Origin of the sequence: Plantibacter auratus, assembly GCF_050587365.1 — a bacterium.
Classification (GTDB): domain Bacteria; phylum Actinomycetota; class Actinomycetes; order Actinomycetales; family Microbacteriaceae; genus Plantibacter; species Plantibacter auratus.
This window is the reverse complement of record NZ_JBOBFV010000001.1, coordinates 473,420-490,365: the sequence shown is the minus strand read 5'-3', so window position 1 is coordinate 490,365 and position 16,946 is coordinate 473,420. Positions and strand designations below refer to the sequence as shown.

At 69.4% G+C, this 16,946-nt stretch carries 14 protein-coding genes and 1 pseudogene; 8 read left to right on the top strand and 7 right to left on the bottom strand.

The genetic code is table 11. The features are described 5' to 3' along the window. The first annotated feature begins 35 nt into the window (after nt 1-35). Genes ACQ3HE_RS02270 through ACQ3HE_RS02250 form a run of 5 tightly spaced genes read left to right on the top strand, consistent with a single transcriptional unit; the run spans nt 36 to nt 7,056 of the window. Nucleotides 36-1,070 carry an ABC transporter permease gene (locus tag ACQ3HE_RS02270; RefSeq protein ID WP_430891152.1) on the top strand — a complete coding sequence of 345 codons (1,035 nt, stop codon included), beginning with the start codon at nt 36-38 and terminating at the stop codon, nt 1,068-1,070. Further along, the gene (locus tag ACQ3HE_RS02265) at nt 1,067-1,957 is read left to right on the top strand and encodes an ABC transporter ATP-binding protein (protein ID WP_430891150.1); all 891 of its coding nucleotides are present in this window, start codon (nt 1,067-1,069) and stop codon (nt 1,955-1,957) included. The genes ACQ3HE_RS02270 and ACQ3HE_RS02265 overlap by 4 nt, the downstream gene beginning before the upstream one ends. Next, nucleotides 1,954-2,850: an ABC transporter ATP-binding protein gene (locus ACQ3HE_RS02260; protein ID WP_430891148.1), complete on the top strand. Its 897-nt coding sequence runs from the start codon at nt 1,954-1,956 to the stop codon at nt 2,848-2,850. Before ACQ3HE_RS02265 ends, ACQ3HE_RS02260 begins: the two co-directional genes overlap by 4 nt. Continuing rightward, nucleotides 2,843-5,014 (top strand): glycoside hydrolase family 36 protein, encoded by a 2,172-nt coding sequence (locus ACQ3HE_RS02255; protein ID WP_430891146.1) that lies wholly within the window; start codon nt 2,843-2,845, stop codon nt 5,012-5,014. Before ACQ3HE_RS02260 ends, ACQ3HE_RS02255 begins: the two co-directional genes overlap by 8 nt. Then, nucleotides 5,011-7,056, top strand: a complete 2,046-nt coding sequence (locus tag ACQ3HE_RS02250) for a beta-galactosidase (protein ID WP_430891144.1) — start codon at nt 5,011-5,013, stop codon at nt 7,054-7,056. The genes ACQ3HE_RS02255 and ACQ3HE_RS02250 overlap by 4 nt, the downstream gene beginning before the upstream one ends. Nucleotides 7,057-7,128: 72 nt before the next feature. On the opposite strand, the pseudogene ACQ3HE_RS02245 reads toward ACQ3HE_RS02250, so the two are convergent. Continuing rightward, a pseudogene (locus ACQ3HE_RS02245) lies at nt 7,129-7,380 on the bottom strand (aldo/keto reductase); the annotation flags it as partial. A gap of 110 nt (nt 7,381-7,490) precedes the next feature. Here ACQ3HE_RS02245 and ACQ3HE_RS02240 point away from each other — a divergent pair. Beyond that, the gene (locus tag ACQ3HE_RS02240) at nt 7,491-7,694 is read left to right on the top strand and encodes a hypothetical protein (protein ID WP_430891142.1); all 204 of its coding nucleotides are present in this window, start codon (nt 7,491-7,493) and stop codon (nt 7,692-7,694) included. 52 nt (nt 7,695-7,746) lie between these two features. On the opposite strand, the gene ACQ3HE_RS02235 is transcribed toward ACQ3HE_RS02240, so the two are convergent. Further along, complete coding sequence (locus ACQ3HE_RS02235; protein ID WP_430891140.1) at nt 7,747-9,486, bottom strand: PHP domain-containing protein; 1,740 nt, start codon at nt 9,484-9,486, stop codon at nt 7,747-7,749. Between the two features lie 178 nt (nt 9,487-9,664). Here ACQ3HE_RS02235 and ACQ3HE_RS02230 point away from each other — a divergent pair, with 178 nt between their 5' ends. Then, the gene (locus ACQ3HE_RS02230) at nt 9,665-10,396 is read left to right on the top strand and encodes a hypothetical protein (RefSeq protein ID WP_430891138.1); all 732 of its coding nucleotides are present in this window, start codon (nt 9,665-9,667) and stop codon (nt 10,394-10,396) included. 36 nt (nt 10,397-10,432) lie between these two features. Here ACQ3HE_RS02230 and ACQ3HE_RS02225 read toward each other — a convergent pair whose 3' ends face one another. From ACQ3HE_RS02225 to ACQ3HE_RS02205, 5 genes are all read right to left on the bottom strand, one after another. Then, nucleotides 10,433-12,334: an ABC transporter ATP-binding protein gene (locus ACQ3HE_RS02225; RefSeq protein WP_430891136.1), complete on the bottom strand. Its 1,902-nt coding sequence runs from the start codon at nt 12,332-12,334 to the stop codon at nt 10,433-10,435. 132 nt (nt 12,335-12,466) lie between these two features. Next, nucleotides 12,467-12,691, bottom strand: coding sequence for a hypothetical protein (locus tag ACQ3HE_RS02220; RefSeq protein WP_079705792.1), 225 nt, complete (start codon nt 12,689-12,691; stop codon nt 12,467-12,469). A gap of 109 nt (nt 12,692-12,800) precedes the next feature. Beyond that, on the bottom strand, nt 12,801-13,853 hold the full coding sequence (locus ACQ3HE_RS02215; RefSeq protein ID WP_426736821.1) for a FecCD family ABC transporter permease: 1,053 nt from the start codon (nt 13,851-13,853) through the stop codon (nt 12,801-12,803). Then, nucleotides 13,850-14,857 (bottom strand): iron chelate uptake ABC transporter family permease subunit, encoded by a 1,008-nt coding sequence (locus ACQ3HE_RS02210; protein ID WP_430891134.1) that lies wholly within the window; start codon nt 14,855-14,857, stop codon nt 13,850-13,852. Before ACQ3HE_RS02210 ends, ACQ3HE_RS02215 begins: the two co-directional genes overlap by 4 nt. Before the next feature lie 7 nt (nt 14,858-14,864). Next, on the bottom strand, nt 14,865-15,932 hold the full coding sequence (locus ACQ3HE_RS02205) for an ABC transporter substrate-binding protein (RefSeq protein ID WP_430891132.1): 1,068 nt from the start codon (nt 15,930-15,932) through the stop codon (nt 14,865-14,867). Between the two features lie 111 nt (nt 15,933-16,043). Here ACQ3HE_RS02205 and ACQ3HE_RS02200 point away from each other — a divergent pair, with 111 nt between their 5' ends. Next, on the top strand, nt 16,044-16,862 hold the full coding sequence (locus ACQ3HE_RS02200) for a helix-turn-helix domain-containing protein (protein WP_430891131.1): 819 nt from the start codon (nt 16,044-16,046) through the stop codon (nt 16,860-16,862). Nucleotides 16,863-16,946: the final 84 nt, after the last annotated feature.

The following is a 16,946-nucleotide window of genomic DNA, read 5'->3' as shown; positions in this document are numbered from 1 at the left end:
TCGGCGAAGCCGATCGTTCTGGAAGGACTCAGCCGATGACGAATCTCGCTCCTCGGACCGAACCCAACGTGCCCGACGCGACGAGGGCGCTCGCGACCGCAGCCGCCGAGCGGGGAAGGAGACCCCGGTCGGCCTGGCGGATGATGCTTCCGACCATGACGCCGTGGCTCGCCGTCGGACTCGTGCTCGTCGGAGGCATCGCACTCTTCGGGCTCATCGGGCCCCTCCTGGTCGGTGACCCGACGACCATCCGCGACGACGGGCTGCAGCCGCCGAGCGCCGAACACCTCCTGGGCACGACCCAGACCGGCCAGGACGTGTTCGCGCAGCTGGCGTATGCGACAGCCGGCTCGCTGCAGATCGGACTCATCGTCGGCGTGCTCGCGACGATCCTCTCGGCCTTCTTCGGTATCCTCGGCGCCTACATCGGCGGCTTCACCGATGAGGCGTTCTCGCTCTTCTCGAACGTGTTCCTCGTGATCCCGGGTCTGCCGCTCGTCATCGTGATCTCCGGCTTCGTCCCACCGGAGCAGCGTGGCCTCTGGACCATCGCAGTGGTCCTCGCGATCACCGGCTGGGCAGCGTCCAGTCGCGTGCTGCGGGCGCAGACCCTCTCCATCCGGAGTCGCGACTACGTCGCGGCCTCCCGAGTCGCCGGAGAACGTGCCGGTCGCGTCATCGCGGTCGAGATCTTGCCGAACCTGCTGCCGGTGCTCGCGTCCCAGTTCGTGTTCGCTGTCATCGCCGCGATCCTCGGAGAGGCCGGGCTGTCGTTCCTCGGCCTCGGCGCGTCGAACTCCTCCACCCTCGGCACGATGCTGTTCTACGCGCAGAACGGGTTCGCCCTCCCGCTCGGTGCATGGTGGTGGTTCGGTCCGCCCGGTCTCATCATCGCCCTGTTCGGCATGGGACTCTCGCTCATCAACTTCTCCATCGACGAGATCATCAACCCCAAGCTCAAGAACGTCCGGTTGCACCGGAAGCGCGCCAAGGTGGCCGCGCGGCTGGAGCGCGCGACGGCGAGGCACGACGCCGCCGACTCGGGATCCGACAGGAAGGCACGCGCATGACGCTCCTCGACGCCCCATCCAAGCGGTCGACCAGACCGGCTGTCGTGACCATCGACGACCTCTCGGTCGTGTACGAGGTCGAACGCCCGGTGACGGCGGTCAAGCACGCGACCCTGTCCCTCGCCCCCGGTGAGATCCTCGGACTCGCGGGTGAGTCCGGCTGCGGGAAGACCACGCTCGCCTATGCCATCAACCGCCTGCATAAGCCGCCGGCTCGGATCTCCTCCGGCAGCATCACCTTCCACGACCGCGACGGCAGTGATGTCGACCTCCTCGCCCTCGAGGACGAGGAGCTGCGGAGTTTCCGCTGGACGAAGCTGTCGATGGTTTTCCAGGGGGCGATGAACGCCCTCAACCCCGTCACGAACGTGCGTGCGCAACTGTGCGATGTGTTGATCACGCACCGGCCCGAGTTGTCTCGGAAGGAGCGCGTCCAACGGGCGGGCGACGTCCTCGAGCGGGTCGGCGTCGACCGGGCTCGACTGAGTTCGTACCCGCACGAGCTCTCGGGCGGTATGCGCCAGCGCGTCATGATCGCCATGGCGATGCTCCTCGAACCGCAGGTCATGATCATGGACGAGCCGACGACCGCGCTCGACGTGGTCGTGCAGCGCGACATCCTGCGTGAGATCGTGCGGTTGCGCGACGAACTCGACTTCGCGGTCATCTTCATCACGCACGACCTTCCGCTGCTCCTCGAGATCAGCGACCGTATCGCGATCATGCTCGAGGGCGAGATCGTCGAGCTGGGCACCGCGGATCAGATCTATCGCGAACCGGATCACCCGTACACCCAGCGGCTGTTGCAATCCTTCCCGAGCCTCAGTGGCTCGCGCGGCGCCTTCATCCGGACCGGTGTCGACGAAGAACAGGAGGACGCGTCATGACGACGATCCACGTCTCGGACCTCACGAAGGACTTCACCATCAAGAAGGGGCTGAAGCGAACGGCGTTCCGAGCGGTCGACCGGGTGTCATTCGACCTCGTGCCCGGTCGGACCGTCGCCCTGGTGGGGGAGTCGGGTTCGGGGAAGTCGACCATCGCTCGCATGCTCGCGCGTCTGGAACGCCCGACATCGGGGAAGATCGAGGTGACGCTCGACGACGGCGCGACGGTGCCCCGTTCGCTCTACCGACGTCACGTGCAGATGGTGTTCCAGGACCCGTTCGCCTCGCTCAACCCCTTCCACACGATCGAGCACCACATCGCACGGCCCATCCGGATCCATCGCCGGGCCTCCGGGGCGGGAGCGGTGCATGAGCAGGTGCTGACGATGCTGGAACGGGTGAACCTGACTCCGGCCGAGGACATGGCGGCACGCCGCCCGCACGAGCTCTCGGGTGGACAGCGGCAGCGCGTGGCCATCGCCCGTGCGCTCGCTCCAGGCGCACAGGTGCTCATCGCCGACGAGCCGGTCTCGATGCTCGACGTGTCGATCCGCCTCGGGGTGCTGAACCTGATGGGTCGACTCCAGCGCGAGGACGACCTCGCGGTCCTCTACATCACGCACGACCTCGCGACCGCACGGCACTTCTCGGACGAGATCCTGGTGCTGTACCACGGACGGGTCGTCGAGCGCGGTCCTGCGGACGACGTCATCCTCAACCCCCAGCACGACTACACGAAGCTGCTCGCGCTCGCAGCGCCCGACCCGGAGAAGGTCGGCAAGGTCGTGTCGAGCGAGGCGGCACCGGACCGGGCGTTGCTCGACAACTCCGTCTGCTACAACCACCACACCGCTTCCTGGGAGTCCGCGGACCGGACGCCGGCGCGTGTCTGAGCGGCACGACGCGGATGAGGAGCACCTGCTCCGGTGGGGGAACGAAGCGCTGGAACTGGCGTTCGCGTCGGGTCCTGACGAGCCGGTCGCTCTCGTCGGCATCGGGTCGCGCGGCGCCGCCGACCGTGCCGTCCCGATCCTCGCGAACGCGCTTCGGCAGCCGCTCGTGGAGGTGTCCGGTTTCGGCCACGGGCGGTTCCCCGGCAGTTTCCGACACGTCGACACCGTCATCGGGGCAGGCCTGCGATATCGGTCGCACCGGCTCGAGGACGACCACACACTGCGGATCGAGCAGCGGGACGTGGACACGGGACTCAGCGTCACGAGTGTCTTCGAGCTGTCGCCGGGAGTCAGCGCCTTCCGCACGTGGACGGAGGTCACCGCCGGAGAGCCGGTCGTCCTCGATTTCGTCTCCACGTTCGTCACCGGGGCCTTCCTCACCGCGGCCCCCGAGGTCGACGGTTTCGTCCTCGCCTCCGCGGCGAACGACTGGGTCGCTGAGAGCCGCTGGACGACGAAGCCCTTGCGGGACATGGGACTCGCCCGCATCGAGCGTGATGTGCAGCACCAGCCGCCCCGCAGCCGCGTCCACGTCGCGAACCGCGGGTCGTGGTCGACTGGCGAGCAGGCGCCGACCGCGGTGCTTCTCGCGGCTGCCGGCGAGTATGCACTCGCCTGGCAGGTCGAGCACAACGGGCCGTGGGGATACGAGATCGGCGAGACACGTCACGGTGCCTATCTGCTGTTGACCGGCCCGACGGATCAGGACAACCAGTGGAGTGTCCGACTCGCGTCGGGGGAGCAGTTCACCTCCGTGCCGGCCTCGGTCGCCTTCGCCGACGGAGGCGTCGACGAGGTGCTCGGCGCGCTGACCTGGCAACGACGCGCGACGCGCCACCTGCGTGAAGCGGACCACGCACTCCCCATCGTCTTCAACGACTACATGAACACGCTCATGGGCGATCCGACCACCGACAAGCTCCTGCCCCTCATCGACGCAGCGGCGGATGCCGGAGCAGACCTGTTCTGCATCGACGCCGGCTGGTACGCCGAGGGTCACTGGTGGGACACGGTCGGGGAGTGGCTGCCGGCCCCGAGCCGGTTCCCCGGCGGCATCGAGGAAGTCATCGATCACATCCGCTCATGCGGCATGGTCGCAGGACTCTGGTTGGAGCCCGAGGTGATCGGCGTCCGCTCGCCGCTCGCGCTCGCGCCCTCGGGACGCGCACTCCCGGAGTCGGCCTTCTTCTCCCGTGGGGGCATCCGCATCGCCGAGCACGGCCGACACCTGCTCGACCTGCGTGACCCGGCCGCCCGCGCGCACGTGGACGGTGTCATCGACCGCCTCGTCGCCGACTACGGCATCGGCTTCATCAAGATGGACTCCAACACCATGACCGGTCCCGGCACCGACGCTGGAGGACTGGCTCCCGGCGCAGGGCTCCTGGAGCACAACCGGGCGCTGCTCGGTCTGCTCGACGACGTGCAGGAGCGTCACCCGTCCCTGCTCATCGAGAGCTGTGCCTCCGGTGCGATGCGGATGGACTCGGCGATGCTCTCCCGGCTGCACCTCCAGTCGACCTCCGATCAGCAGGATCCCGTCATGTACGCGACGATCGCAGCTGCCGCGCCCGCGTCGATGCTCCCCGAGCAAGCGGGGAACTGGGCCTATCCACTCACCGGCTCCGGCCGGGAGGCGATGGTGTTCGCCCTGGTCAACGGGATCCTCGGCCGCATGTACCTCTCCGGATACCTCAACCGGATGGGGCCGGCGGAGGTCGCGCTCGTGCGCGAGGCCGTCGAAGCTCACAAAGAGGTACTCGTCGACATCGAGCAATCGACGCCGTTCTGGCCGCTCGGGCTGCCCGGCTGGGAGGACCCGTGGGTGTCGCTGGGCCTTCTGAACGACGAGCGCGCACGCCTCAGCCTCTGGCGTCGCCCCGGCGCCCCCGAGACCGTGGTGATCCCCGTGCCGCATTACCGCGGACGCGAGGTCGTCGCGGCACCGTTCTTCCCCGATGAGACCGACGGCTGGGCCTGGCGCTGGGATGCACCGTCCGGCGAGCTGACCGTCTCCGTCTCGGCGGCGGCGCCCACCGCCCGAGTCCTCACCCTCACCCCTGAACCCGAATCACCGACCACCACGAAGGATGTCCCGGCATGACCAGCAGCACCGAGACGACCGAGCCCAGCCGACCGATGACCGCGGCCTGGCCCACCGAGACGCTCTCGTTCGGTGGCGACTACAGTCCCGAGCAATGGCCGTGGGAGACCGTCCTGGAGGACATGGAGTTGATGCGGGAGGCCGGCGTCAACCTCGTGACGCTCGGGGTGTTCTCCTGGGTCGTCCACGAGCCGCGGGAGGGTGTGTTCGACTTCACCTGGATCGATCGGATGCTCGACCTGCTGCACGAGAACGGAATCGCGGTGGACCTCGCGACGCCGACCGCCGCGGTGCCGATGTGGCTGCACCGCCTCCACCCGGAGATCCTGCCGCAGGACGAACACGGGCACCCGCTCGCGCCCGGCGGCCGCCTCGGCTTCTGCCCGTCGTCACAGGTCTTCCGGCGGTTCGCCCTGCGTGTCGTCGAGCGACTCGCCGCGCACGTCGCCGGTCACCCGGCGGTCCGGATGTGGCACGTCAGCAACGAGCTCGGCGGTGGGAACGCGCGTTGTCATTGCCCGGTGTCGAACAACCGTTTCCGCGAGTGGGTGGAGACGAAGTACACGACCGTCGAAGCGCTCAACGACGCCTGGGGCATGGCGTTCTGGGGGAACAGCTACTCTTCGTTCGAAGAAGTCACGACCCCGAGCGGGGCCACGGCGCACAATCCGGGCCAGCTGCTCGACTACGAGCGGTTCTCCTCGGACGAGCTCCTGGAGCAGTATCGCGCCGAGCGGGTGGTCCTGCTCCGACACACCCCCGAGCTACCCGTCACCACGAACTTCATGGTCGGGCTGGGTCCGGACGTCGTCGACTACACGCGCTGGGCGGTGGAGATGGACGTCATCGCGAACGACCATTACACCTACGGCCCCGACCCGCTCCGGCACCAGGACCTCGCGTTCAGCGGCGACCGGATGCGGGGCATGTCCGGCGGCGGACCGTGGATGCTCATGGAGCACGCGACCGGAGGGTCGAGTTGGCACTCGATCAACCAGCCCAAGGAACCAGGAGAACTCGCGCGCCACGCCCTGGCTCACGTGGCGCGTGGCTCGGACAGCGTCATGTTCTTCCAGTGGCGCGCCTCCAAATCGGGGACGGAACAATTCCACTCCGCCATGCTGCCCCATGCCGGCCCCGACAGCCGGGCGTTCAGACGGGTGGTCTCGCTCGGCCAGGACGTCGCGGCGCTCGCCGAGGTGCGCGGAACCGTCGTCACCCGGGCAGACGTCGCGATCCTGCACGACAACGAAGCCGGCTGGGCGGTGCGGAGCGGACTCAAGCCCATCAATCGGATGGGTGCTTCCGAGACCGCTCGTGCCATGCACAACGCCTTCTTCGAACGGGCCATCACCACGGATGTGGTCGCCCCTTGGACGGACCTCTCCTCCTACCGGGTCGTGGTCGTCCCCGGGCTGTTCCTCGTCTCCGATGACAACGCGCGCGCCGTCGAGGCCTTCGTCGAGGACGGAGGGACCGTCCTCGTCACCTGGTTCTCCGGGGTCGTGGATGAGGTGAACACCGTGCGCCCGGGAGGGTTCACCGGCGCGTTCCGGTCCCTGCTCGGTGTGGTGGTGGAGGAGTTCGCTCCGCTCGCGGAAGGGCAGACCGTCGCGCTCGACAACGGGTGGACGGCGAACCGGTGGACGGAGGTGCTGCAGACCCCGGCCGCCGAGGCGGGGGTCGAGGTCGTCGCCAGCTACTCCGACGGCGCGGTCGCTGGACTTCCTGCTATTACACGTCGACGGGTGGGGCGCGGAACGGCATGGTACCTTTCCGCCGACCTCGATGTGCCGAGCCTGGGGGCACTGATCGACCAGCTCCTGGAGGAGACTCCGATCGCTCCCGTCGCCGAGGTGTCAAGCGGTGTCGAGGCGGTGCGCCGGTCATCGCCCGACGGGTCCTACCTCTTCCTCATCAATCACCGCGATGAGGAGGGGTGGGCGAATACGTCCGGCTTCGATCTGCTGAGCGGTATCACGCACACCGGTCGCGTCGTCCTCGCGCCAGGCTCCGTCGTCGTCTTGCGGGAGGGTGTCTGATCGAGTGGGTCAACGACTGCGCCCGGGGGACAGGGCACGGTTGATCGACATGACGGCTGCCGCCCTGGCCCACTCAGTACCGAACGCCTGGACCTCGCGCTGCTGGAAGTACGGGTGGACCTCGATCTGGTTGACCGCGGGCACGACGCTCGTCGCGTCGAGGAGTCGGGTCAGGTGATCGACCATGAAGTTGCTCACGCCGATCGCCCGGACCTTGCCGTCGGCGAGGAGCTGTTCGAGGGCCCGGTGCGCACCGATGGTCTGCTCGAACTCGCTCGGGAGAGCCTGGTGGAGGATGAGCAGGTCGATCTGGAAGACACCGAGCCCGAGAGCGGGGATGACGACGCCGTTGTTCAGTGTCCATACGTCGACGCTACGAGCACGGCCCGGCGGGGTGGGAGTTAAGGACGGTACCTCCCACGAGCGATCGCGGCATGACAGCCCCCGCCGTCATCAGGAACGGGCTCGGTGACATCGAGCTCACCTTCGAAGCCATGGACCTCACCGCCGACGACGGGCTCTCCCTCATCGCCGACGGCACCGAACCGGACTCATCCTCGGAGCAGGCGCTCGCACTGCTCGCCAGCTGGGCGGCCACCCAAGCGAACTCCAGACGTGCTGATGCAAGGGCAACCTGACGAGACGTGTGGACGGTTCCGGGTCGCTGGCACTGACCGGGCCCGGCCGGGCTCAGGCCACGCTGATGAAGATCGGATTCGTGTACAGCCAGGTGTCGGCCCATGGGTCCGCAGGGGAGACCGGGTACGGCTGAGGTGCCCGCGGGTCGACCTCGGCTCCGAGCGGACCGACCCCGTGCACCTGGCCATCGCTGCCGCGAAGGCGGACGTAGCCGTCCTCAGTGGCCGGCGCGAGCGGCACCACGACACGGAACGGGGAGTCGCTGCGATCGGCGACGTCGAGCATCTCGACGACTCGGGTGCCTGGTGCGCGCTGTTCGTCACGGTCGGCGACGAGCCCGGTGACGCGCCCGCGGATCAGGTCGAGGTGCGCGAGTCTCGGCGTCGTGCCCCGCGAGGTCGGCGTCGTCGTGGGCGTGACATCGACCACGAGCTCGAGGGCTGTGCCGCTTTCGACGGTGAGGGTCCCACCCAAGGTGACGCCGGTCTCCGGGTGGTCGGTGGCACGGAGCACGACGGAGAGCCCGGCGACGAGGTGCCCGTGGTCGACCCAGACACGGCCGGCGCGGATCGCGTCGAGCAGGGAGACGGACGACCGGTCGACGGCCCCGACGTGCGTCCGACTGAACTCGCCCGGCCAGAAGTCGGCGCCGTTCTGGGGCGTGGCCGTGGCGATCGGGTCCGGCCGACGGCCGGCGCGGTTGAAGTTCGCGAGCGTCGCCCCGGACTCCCAGCCCGGCCCCGTCGGGAAGTCGCCCACGCGTGTCGCGTCGGACTCCTTGAGGTGCAGATCGCTGTTCGTGGTGACCCACCAGCGCCTTCCCTCGCTCAGGAGCGAGTCCCATACGCCGCCGACGACGGCCGTGGTCCAGTCGAAGCCGCCGTGCGTCAGATAAGCCTCCGCGGGGTAGCCGGGGAAGGAGAACTCGCTGGGGGTGTTCTCGTACTCGCCACGCCGTGAACGTTCGGTCGCGTTCGCTGCGATCGCTCCGGCCTGGGCGCCGGGAGCGCCTTCCATGCCGACGAACACCTCGGGGTCGGCGTCCTGCCAGGCACGGAGCTCGCCGGGCGAGTCGATGCCGAGACGGCTCGGGTGGTTCGCCAGGATGATCACGTCGTCGATGACGCCTGCACGCTTCTGGGCGCCGAGCCAGGCGATCCCGTCGGTAGCGTGCACGAGCCACTCGGCGGCGTCTTCGGTGCCGGGGCGCGGTTTCTCCCATCCGTTGAGCTTGCCGTCGTGGTCGAGCTCGAAGCGGCGCAACACGAGGGTTGTCTGGGGCCCGGGCGCGATCAGCACGGTCGCGTGCTCGGCTCCCGGGATGTACCACTCGAGCCCCTGGAGCACGAGCATGTCGGGGCGAGCCGCCCGCGCGGTGTCGATCTCGCGTGCCGCGTTGAACACCCCGCCGACGTTGGCATGTCCCTTGTTGCTGTGCTCGGTGAAGGCGATCGCGTCGACCGCGAAGCGCTGCGCCTGGTCGAGGATCGTCGTCATCGGGTACTTGGCGTCGTGCGAGTAGACCGAGTGCACGTGGTGGTCGAACACCAGCCAGGAGAGCGCGTCCGGGTCGACGCCTGCCGACGCGGACGGCAGCGGCGCGGCCTGGGCAGAAGCCGAGCTCCCGAGCCCCTGGGCGGTCGCTCCCACTGCGACCGTCGCAGCGACGGAAGCCCCCAGGAAGGACCGGCGGGAGAGGCCGGGCCGGGCCGATGCGCCCCGCTCCTCCTCGGGCACGGAGGATGAGCCACCGGTTGGCGCGGGCTGCTCGGGGCGGGGATCGAAGGGCATGGCATCACTTTCATCGGACGGACGCGCCGATCGTAGGCAGCGGAGGTGAACCTCGGCCCAACGGCCGGTGCCCTGAGTGACGCCCCGCGTTTACGACCCATTCACCTGCGTGGGCGATAGTCCTGGCGTCACCGGGTATCCCCGTCCCGGAGGCCCACCGCACCCACCAAAGGTCCCGATGTCTTCCACCGTTCGCGTCATCCACCGTTCTCCGCTCCGTGCCGCAGGGCGCACCCTGCTCGTCACGGCAGCGCTCAGCGCCAGCGCGGTGCTCTGCCTCGCCGGCGCTGGTGCTGCCGGCGCCGCCTCGGCGCCGGCACCGCTCACGCTGCGCGACACCGCCGGCGCCGCGGTCACGTCAGGTGACGCGCGCGCCGTCCCGTCGTTCGGCTCCGCGGTGCTCGCCGCGGGCTGCCCAGCCGATGCGGACGACGCCGCCCGACTCTCCGTGACGGCGGGAGGGGTCACCGTCGTCACGTCTCCGACCGTCACGGTGGCCGCCGGGCAGCCGGTCGAGGTGCCGATGGCCATCTCGTTCCAGGAGGTCGTGGACGGCGGCGTCGAACAGGGAGATGCGACCCTCGCGCTCGAGTGCCTCGTTCTCGAGTCAGGCATCCCGTCATCGGTGGTCACGGCGGCGACCCTGCCCGTCACGTTCGCCGCGGGAACCTGGTCCGTTCCCGGCGCTCAAGTCGAGCCGGTCCCTCCGACGGCCACTCCGACCGCTGGCCCGCCCTCGGGAGGTCCTGGAGCAGAGGCGATCGCGTCGCCGAGCCCGTCGGCCGCAGCACGACCCTCCGCTGACGGAGACCTGGCGCTGACGGGCTGGCAGCTCGGCGGGGCCGGCGTCGTCGCCGCCGGCCTGCTCGCGGGCGGAGCCGCCCTGCTCTTGCGCAGGCGTCTCCGGTAACCCATCGGCCCGGAGGCTGCGAGGGGGCGACCGCGGTCAGGTCCCGCTCGGTGTCTCCTCATCCGCTGCCAGGTTCTTCTGGACGGCGAACTGCGTCCGGTGCAACTCTTCGTACCGCCCGCCGGAAGCCAGCAGCTCGTCGTGCGTGCCCCGCTCCACGATCGAGCCGTCCTCGACCACGAGGATCAGATCCGCGCTGCGGATGGTTGAGAGCCGGTGCGCGATGACCATCGCCGTCCGGCCTTCGAGGGCCTCGCTGAGCGCCGCCTGCACCGCCGCCTCCGAGGTCGAGTCCAGTGCCGCTGTCGCCTCATCGAGGATGACGACGCGCGGCTGGGCGAGGAGCAGCCGCGCGATGGTCATCCGTTGGCGCTCACCACCGGAGAGTCGGTAGCCACGCTCGCCCACCATGGTGTCCAGCTGGTCCGGCAGGGACCGGATGAGCGGTTCGAGCCGCGCGCGGCGGACGGCGTCCCACACCTCGTCCTCGGACGCCTCCGGACGTGCGAGACGCAGATTGGAGCGGATGGTCTCATGGAACAGGTGACCGTCCTGCGTCACCATGCCCAGGGTGTGCCGCATGGAGGCGAAGGCGACATCGCGGACGTCCGTCCCCGCGAGACGCACGGCGCCCTCGTCGACGTCATACAGCCGCGACAGCAGCTGCGCGATCGTGGACTTACCCGCTCCTGACGAGCCGACGAGGGCGACGGTCTGCCCCGGTTCGATCCGGAAGGAGACGCCGTGCAGCACCTCCTCGCCGCCTCGGGTGTCCAGCGTCGAGACCTCTTCCAGCGAGGCGAGGGACACCTTGTCCGCCGACGGGTAGGCGAAGTGGACGTCGTCGAACTCGACGGACACCGGACCCTCGGGGATGGTGACGGCGTCGGGCTTCTCCCGGATGAGCGGTTCGAGGTCGAGCACCTCGAACACGCGCTCGAAGCTGACCACCGCGCTCATGATCTCCACCCGGGCGTTCGCGAGGCCGGTCAGCGGCGCGTAGAGGCGGGTGAGCAGGAGCGCCAGGGTGACCACCTCACCGGTGTCCAGTTGCCCGGCGAGTGCGAGGAAGCCGCCGAGGCCGTAGACGAGGGCGAGCGCGAGGGCGGAGACGAGCATCAGCGCGGTGAAGAAGACGAACTGCAGCATCGCCGTCCGGACGCCGATGTCGCGGACGCGGGCGGCACGGACGCGGAACTCCTCAGCCTCCTGATCCGGTCGACCGAACAGCTTGACGAGCGTGGCACCGGGCGCTGAGAACCGTTCGGTCATCTGCGTGCTCATGGCCGAGTTGTGGTCGGCGGCTTCGCGACGCAGCGCGGCGAGACGGCTACCCATGCGGCGCGCGGGTACCAGGAAGATGGGGAGCATCACCACGGCGAGGACCGTCACGAGCCAGGACGTGCTGAGCATGACGATCAGTGTGAGGATCAGGGCCACGAGGTTCGTGATCACGCCGGACAGCGTGCCGCTGAAGGCCTGCTGCGCGCCGATCACGTCGTTGTTGAGGCGGCTCACGAGCGCGCCCGTCCTGGTGCGGGTGAAGAACGCGATCGGCATCTGCTGCACATGGTTGAAGACGGCCGTGCGGAGGTCCAGGATCACGCCTTCGCCGATTCGCGCCGAATACCATCGCGTCACGAGCGACACGGCGGCGTCCGCCACGGCCACGAGGGCGATGACGACGGCGAGCCGGACGATCGTGGCCACCTCGCCCCGGGCGACGATGACGTCGACCACCTGGCCGGCGAGCACCGGCGTCGCGACTGCGAGGAACGCTCCCGCGACGGAGAGGGCGATGAAGACCAGCAACTTGGACCGGTAGGGCACCGCGAACGTCATGATCCGACGCACGGACGCGCGGGAGATCCCGTGCTTGCCGTCCTTGGCGCTCGAGATCTTGTACAGCGAGCTCCAAGCCGCGCTTTCCATGCTCATTGCGATTCCTCACGCCCCGCTGCGCGCGTGACGACGCCTCGGGAGCCCGGTCACGATCCGGGTGGCGACGCGAACGCAGACCTGCGAGAGCGTATCAGCCTCCCCGTTCCCGACCTGAACGCCCTGGCGTCGTCAGCGTTCGGCGCGCAGGGCCGTCCACATCACGACGAAGGCGGCGGCGATGCCGAGCACGCTTCCGGCGAGCCCGACGATCATGGCGGGATGGCCGGTGTCGGCGAGGCCGATCGAGCAGGCGACCACACCGACGCCGGACGCCATCAGCGCGACGAAGCTGAAGGCGGCGAGGATGAAGCGCTTCGTGGTTCGAGTGGGATCGGGGGCGGGAGGGAGCGACATCGTGCCTCGTTTCCGCCGTCGCGTGGGCTGCGTCGGCTCTTCGGCATCAGGCTAGAGGGCCGCCGATCGATGCGGTGAGGGGGTATCCCCGGTCCTCACGACAGAACGGTCACGAGCGCCTGCGGATCTCGTGGACGAGGAGCCAGACGAGGTAGCCGCCTCCCACGATCACAGTGACGACCCCCACCGGCAGTGACGTCGGCAGCAGGTGCTGCGCGACGATGTCGGATGCCAGCAGCACGAGCGCCCCGAGCAGAGCCGACGGCACCAGTGCGATGCCGGCGGTGCGGGTGATCCGCTGCGCGATCTGCGGGGCCGCGAGGGCGACGAACGCGATGGGTCCGGCCGCGCCCGTGACGACAGCCGTGAGCGCGACGGCGCACGCCACGAGACCGAGCCGCGAACGTTCGACCCGCGATCCGAGGGCCTTCGCCGCGTCGTCGCCGAGCTCGAGCTGTCGGAGTGATCCGCCGAGCGGACCGAGGGCGATGGCGATGGCGATGATCACGACAGCGGCGGGGACGAGCTGCGCCCAACCGACGCTGTTCAGCGAGCCAGCACCCCACACGGTGGCGAGCATCGCGACTTCGAGCTTCGCCCGCAGTACGAGGTAGGAGCTGAGCGCTTCGAGCATGGCCGAGACACCGATGCCCACGACGATGAGACGGAAGCCCTGGACGCCTCGACGGTAGCTGAGGAGGTAGACCAGCGCTGTGGCGATCAGCCCGCCACCGATGGCGCCGCCCGCGACGGCTGCCGACCCGGCGCCCGCGCCGATCACGATGATCACGATGAGACCGCCCGCGTACGACCCAGCGGTCAACCCGATGATGTCGGGGCTCGCGAGCGGGTTCCGGGTGAGGGACTGGAAGATCGCACCGGAGAGCCCGAGGGCCCCGCCGAAGAGCAGCGCGGCGAGGACCCGTGGGAGGCGCCACTCGAGCACCACCGTCTGCACCAGGGTGCTCGGTCCGCCGAGGAACGCCGACGCCACCTCGTCGACCGACAGCGGCAGATCGCCGAGACACAGCGCGAGCAACGCCAGGGCCAAGAGGACCACGCAGAACACCCCGCACACGACGATCGTGCGCAGCCGGACACGGAGGGAGAGCGAGCGCCGCCGCCACACGACCGCGCGCGGTCCCGTCTCGACCCCGGTCACAGTGCGCTCGCCTTCGCGCGCCGCACGAGGTGGATCAGCACGGGCGCACCGATGAACGCGGTGACGATCCCGACCGGGACGTCACTCGGCCAGAGGATCACGCGACCGATCACGTCGGAGGTGAGCAGCACGGCCGGCGCGATCAGTATCGAGTACGCCACGATCCACCGCTGGTCGGGGCCGACGATCCAGCGCGCGATGTGGGGCACCATGAGGCCCACGAAGCCGACCGGTCCGGCGATCGCGGTCGCCGCACCCGCCAGCAGGGTGATCGCCACGACGGCGAGCACGCGCGTGCGCACGAGGCGCGTGCCGAGTGAGGAGGCGAGAACCTCGCCCAGCGCCAGGGCGTTCAGCGACCTCGCACTGAGCAGCGCGATGACGACGCCCGCGAGGACGAAGGGGAGTGCGGGCAGGATGACGTCGAAGCCGCGTTCAACGAAGGACCCGGCGTTCCAGCCGCGGAGCTGCCTGAACGTGACCGGATCGAGGAGCATCATCGCGGTGGTGACGCCGCTGAGCACAGCGGCAAGGGCGACGCCGGCGAGGGTCAGCCGGACAGGATCCGCGCCACCACGTCCCGCCGAGCCGATCAGGTAGACCAGGGCGGTCACGATCAGGGCTCCCAGGAACGCGAACGGGAGGTACTGCACAGGTGCGCGAGCGCCGAGCAGGACACCGATCGCGACGAAGAGCGCCGCGCCCGCGTCGACGCCGAGGATGCCCGGATCGCCGAGGGGATTGCGGGTGAGGCCCTGGATGAGAGCGCCCGAGACGCCGAGCCCCACACCGACGACGAGTCCGGCCACGGTGCGGGGGATCCGCAGATCGAGGACGACCAGATCGGTGACGGAGTCATCGGGCCTCGTGAGTGCCTGCCAGACGTCCGTCGGGCCCACGGGGTGAGATCCCACGAGGACGCTGAGCAGGATCGCGGTCGCGAGTGCCGCGACCGCGATCCCGAGCCCCAGCGAACGGCGCCCGCGAGGGGTGCGCGAGGTCACCGACGGGTCAGCCGTCGACGCTCTGCGGAGCTGTGCCGGCGACGGCGTCCACCAGGCGCGGCACCAGCTGCTCGAGGACGTACTTCTGGCTGAGTGGGGTGAGGAAGTAGATCGCACCGGCGAGCTCGCCGTCGGTGAAGACCGCTCGCCCGCCGGTCACGGCGTCGAGGCTGGAGGTGGTGCCGAAGCCCAGCACCTCCTGGACGGCATCCGCGGACTCCGTGGCGAAGACGATCACGTCCGCGTCGATGACGCCGATGTTCTCCGCGGCGATCTGCGCCTGTCCGCCCTCGCTCGGGACGTACTGCTGCAACCCGGGCGTGATCGTGAACCCGAGATCCGTCAGGAAGTCGGTGTTGAGGCCGTCGGGGTAGACCCACAGGTTGCCGTCCCACGGCCCACCCTGCGAGAAGGTCGCCGTGAGGCCCGCGAACTCCGGGTGCGCTGCTGCGGCCGCCGCGTAGGCCTCGTCGACGCCGGTGATGAGCGCCTCGCCTTCCGCCGACCGACCCACGGCCTGGGCGACCATCCTGGTCTGGTCCCGCCAGTCTGCGAAGTAGAGCCCCGCGCCCTCCTCATTGGTCACGGTCGGGGCGATCTCCGCGAGCTTCCCGTAGTTCTCCTCGGTCATGCCGGCGTTTGTCCCGATGATCAGGTCCGGCCGCAGTGACGCGATCTTCTCGTACTCGAACCCGTCGGTCGTGGTGAGGACGGTCGGCTCGGCATCGCCCAGGAGGTCCGTCGCCCACGGCCACACCGCATACGGCTGCTCGCCGTACCATTCCGTCGTCGCGATCGGTGTGACACCCAGTTCGAGGAGGATGTCCTGCTCGGTCAGGCCGACCACGACGATCCGCTGCGGTTCCGACGGGATGATCGTCTCGCCGTACTCGTGCTCGATCGTCACCGGGAACGAGTCACTCGGCTCGGTCGTGTAGTTCGGGTTCTCGGTGGTCGTCGAGGCGGCGCTCGAGCAGGCGGAGAGTGCGACTCCGACGAGGGCGAGCGCGCTCATCGCGGCAAGGAGGCGAGCGGCCCGCGCGCTCGGGGCGCGGTGGAGCTTCGGAACGATCATGGGGTCCTTCATCGGTTCGGCTGGCGGGATGACGACAGTCAGGTTAGCCTTGCCTAATCGCTTCGCGCTATCGCGCTGAGTGGACAGGAATTGTCGAATGGAGACAGCTGGATGTCTGGTCGCGATCACTCGGACGGGGGAATCAAGCTCCTCGGCCCGCTGGATGACGCCGAAGGGACATCGGGGGAGTTCCGGGTTTCCCGCTCGCGGGTCGACGCGACGACACGGTTCGACGAGCACTCGCACCGCGAAGACCAAATCGCGTGGATGAGCTCCGGCGCAATGGAGGTGTCGGTCCTCGGCGATCGCCGGCGACTGCGGCGAGAGCATCTCGCCTGGATCCCCGCGGGGATGGTGCACGAGATGAGCTTCAGCGAGCCAGGAGAGCTCATCAGCGTCTATGCCGACCCGATGCTGCGCCCCCAGGGTGGACGATGGAACGGCGCACGGACCGTCCGGGTCGACGAGCTGTCGGGAGCCCTGCTGGTGCACCTGCTCGACGCGGACCCGACCGGGCGCCGGCGATGGCGGTGCTGGTCGCTGCTGATCGACCTGCTCTCGGCTGCGGCCCGCGACGATGAGGCGTTGGCCATGCCCCGTGAGCCGCGTGCGCGTGCCATCGCGTCGGCTCTGATGGCCGACCCCGCCGACCCGCGTGGGCTCGACGATTGGGCCTCGGCGGCGGGCGTCAGCTCGAAGACGATCGGCCGGGCGTTCGTGGACGGCACAGGGTGCACCTTCCGCGAGTGGCGGGTGCGCGTGCGCCTGCACGCTGCCGCGGGCATGCTCGGGCGGGGTGCCGCCGTACAGGACGTCGCACCCGCGGTCGGCTACGAGTCGGTGAGCAGCTTCATCGGGGCGTTCCGGACCCGGTTCTCCGTGACCCCCGCCGTCTACGCCGCGAGGAGCCGGTCGGCGGAGGTCGTCTGATCCGAAGCCGGGTGCGGCTTCAGGCGCTCTGAGCAGACCGACCGCTCCCGTCGGTCTGGCCGACGCCTCGGCTTCCGCTCTAGG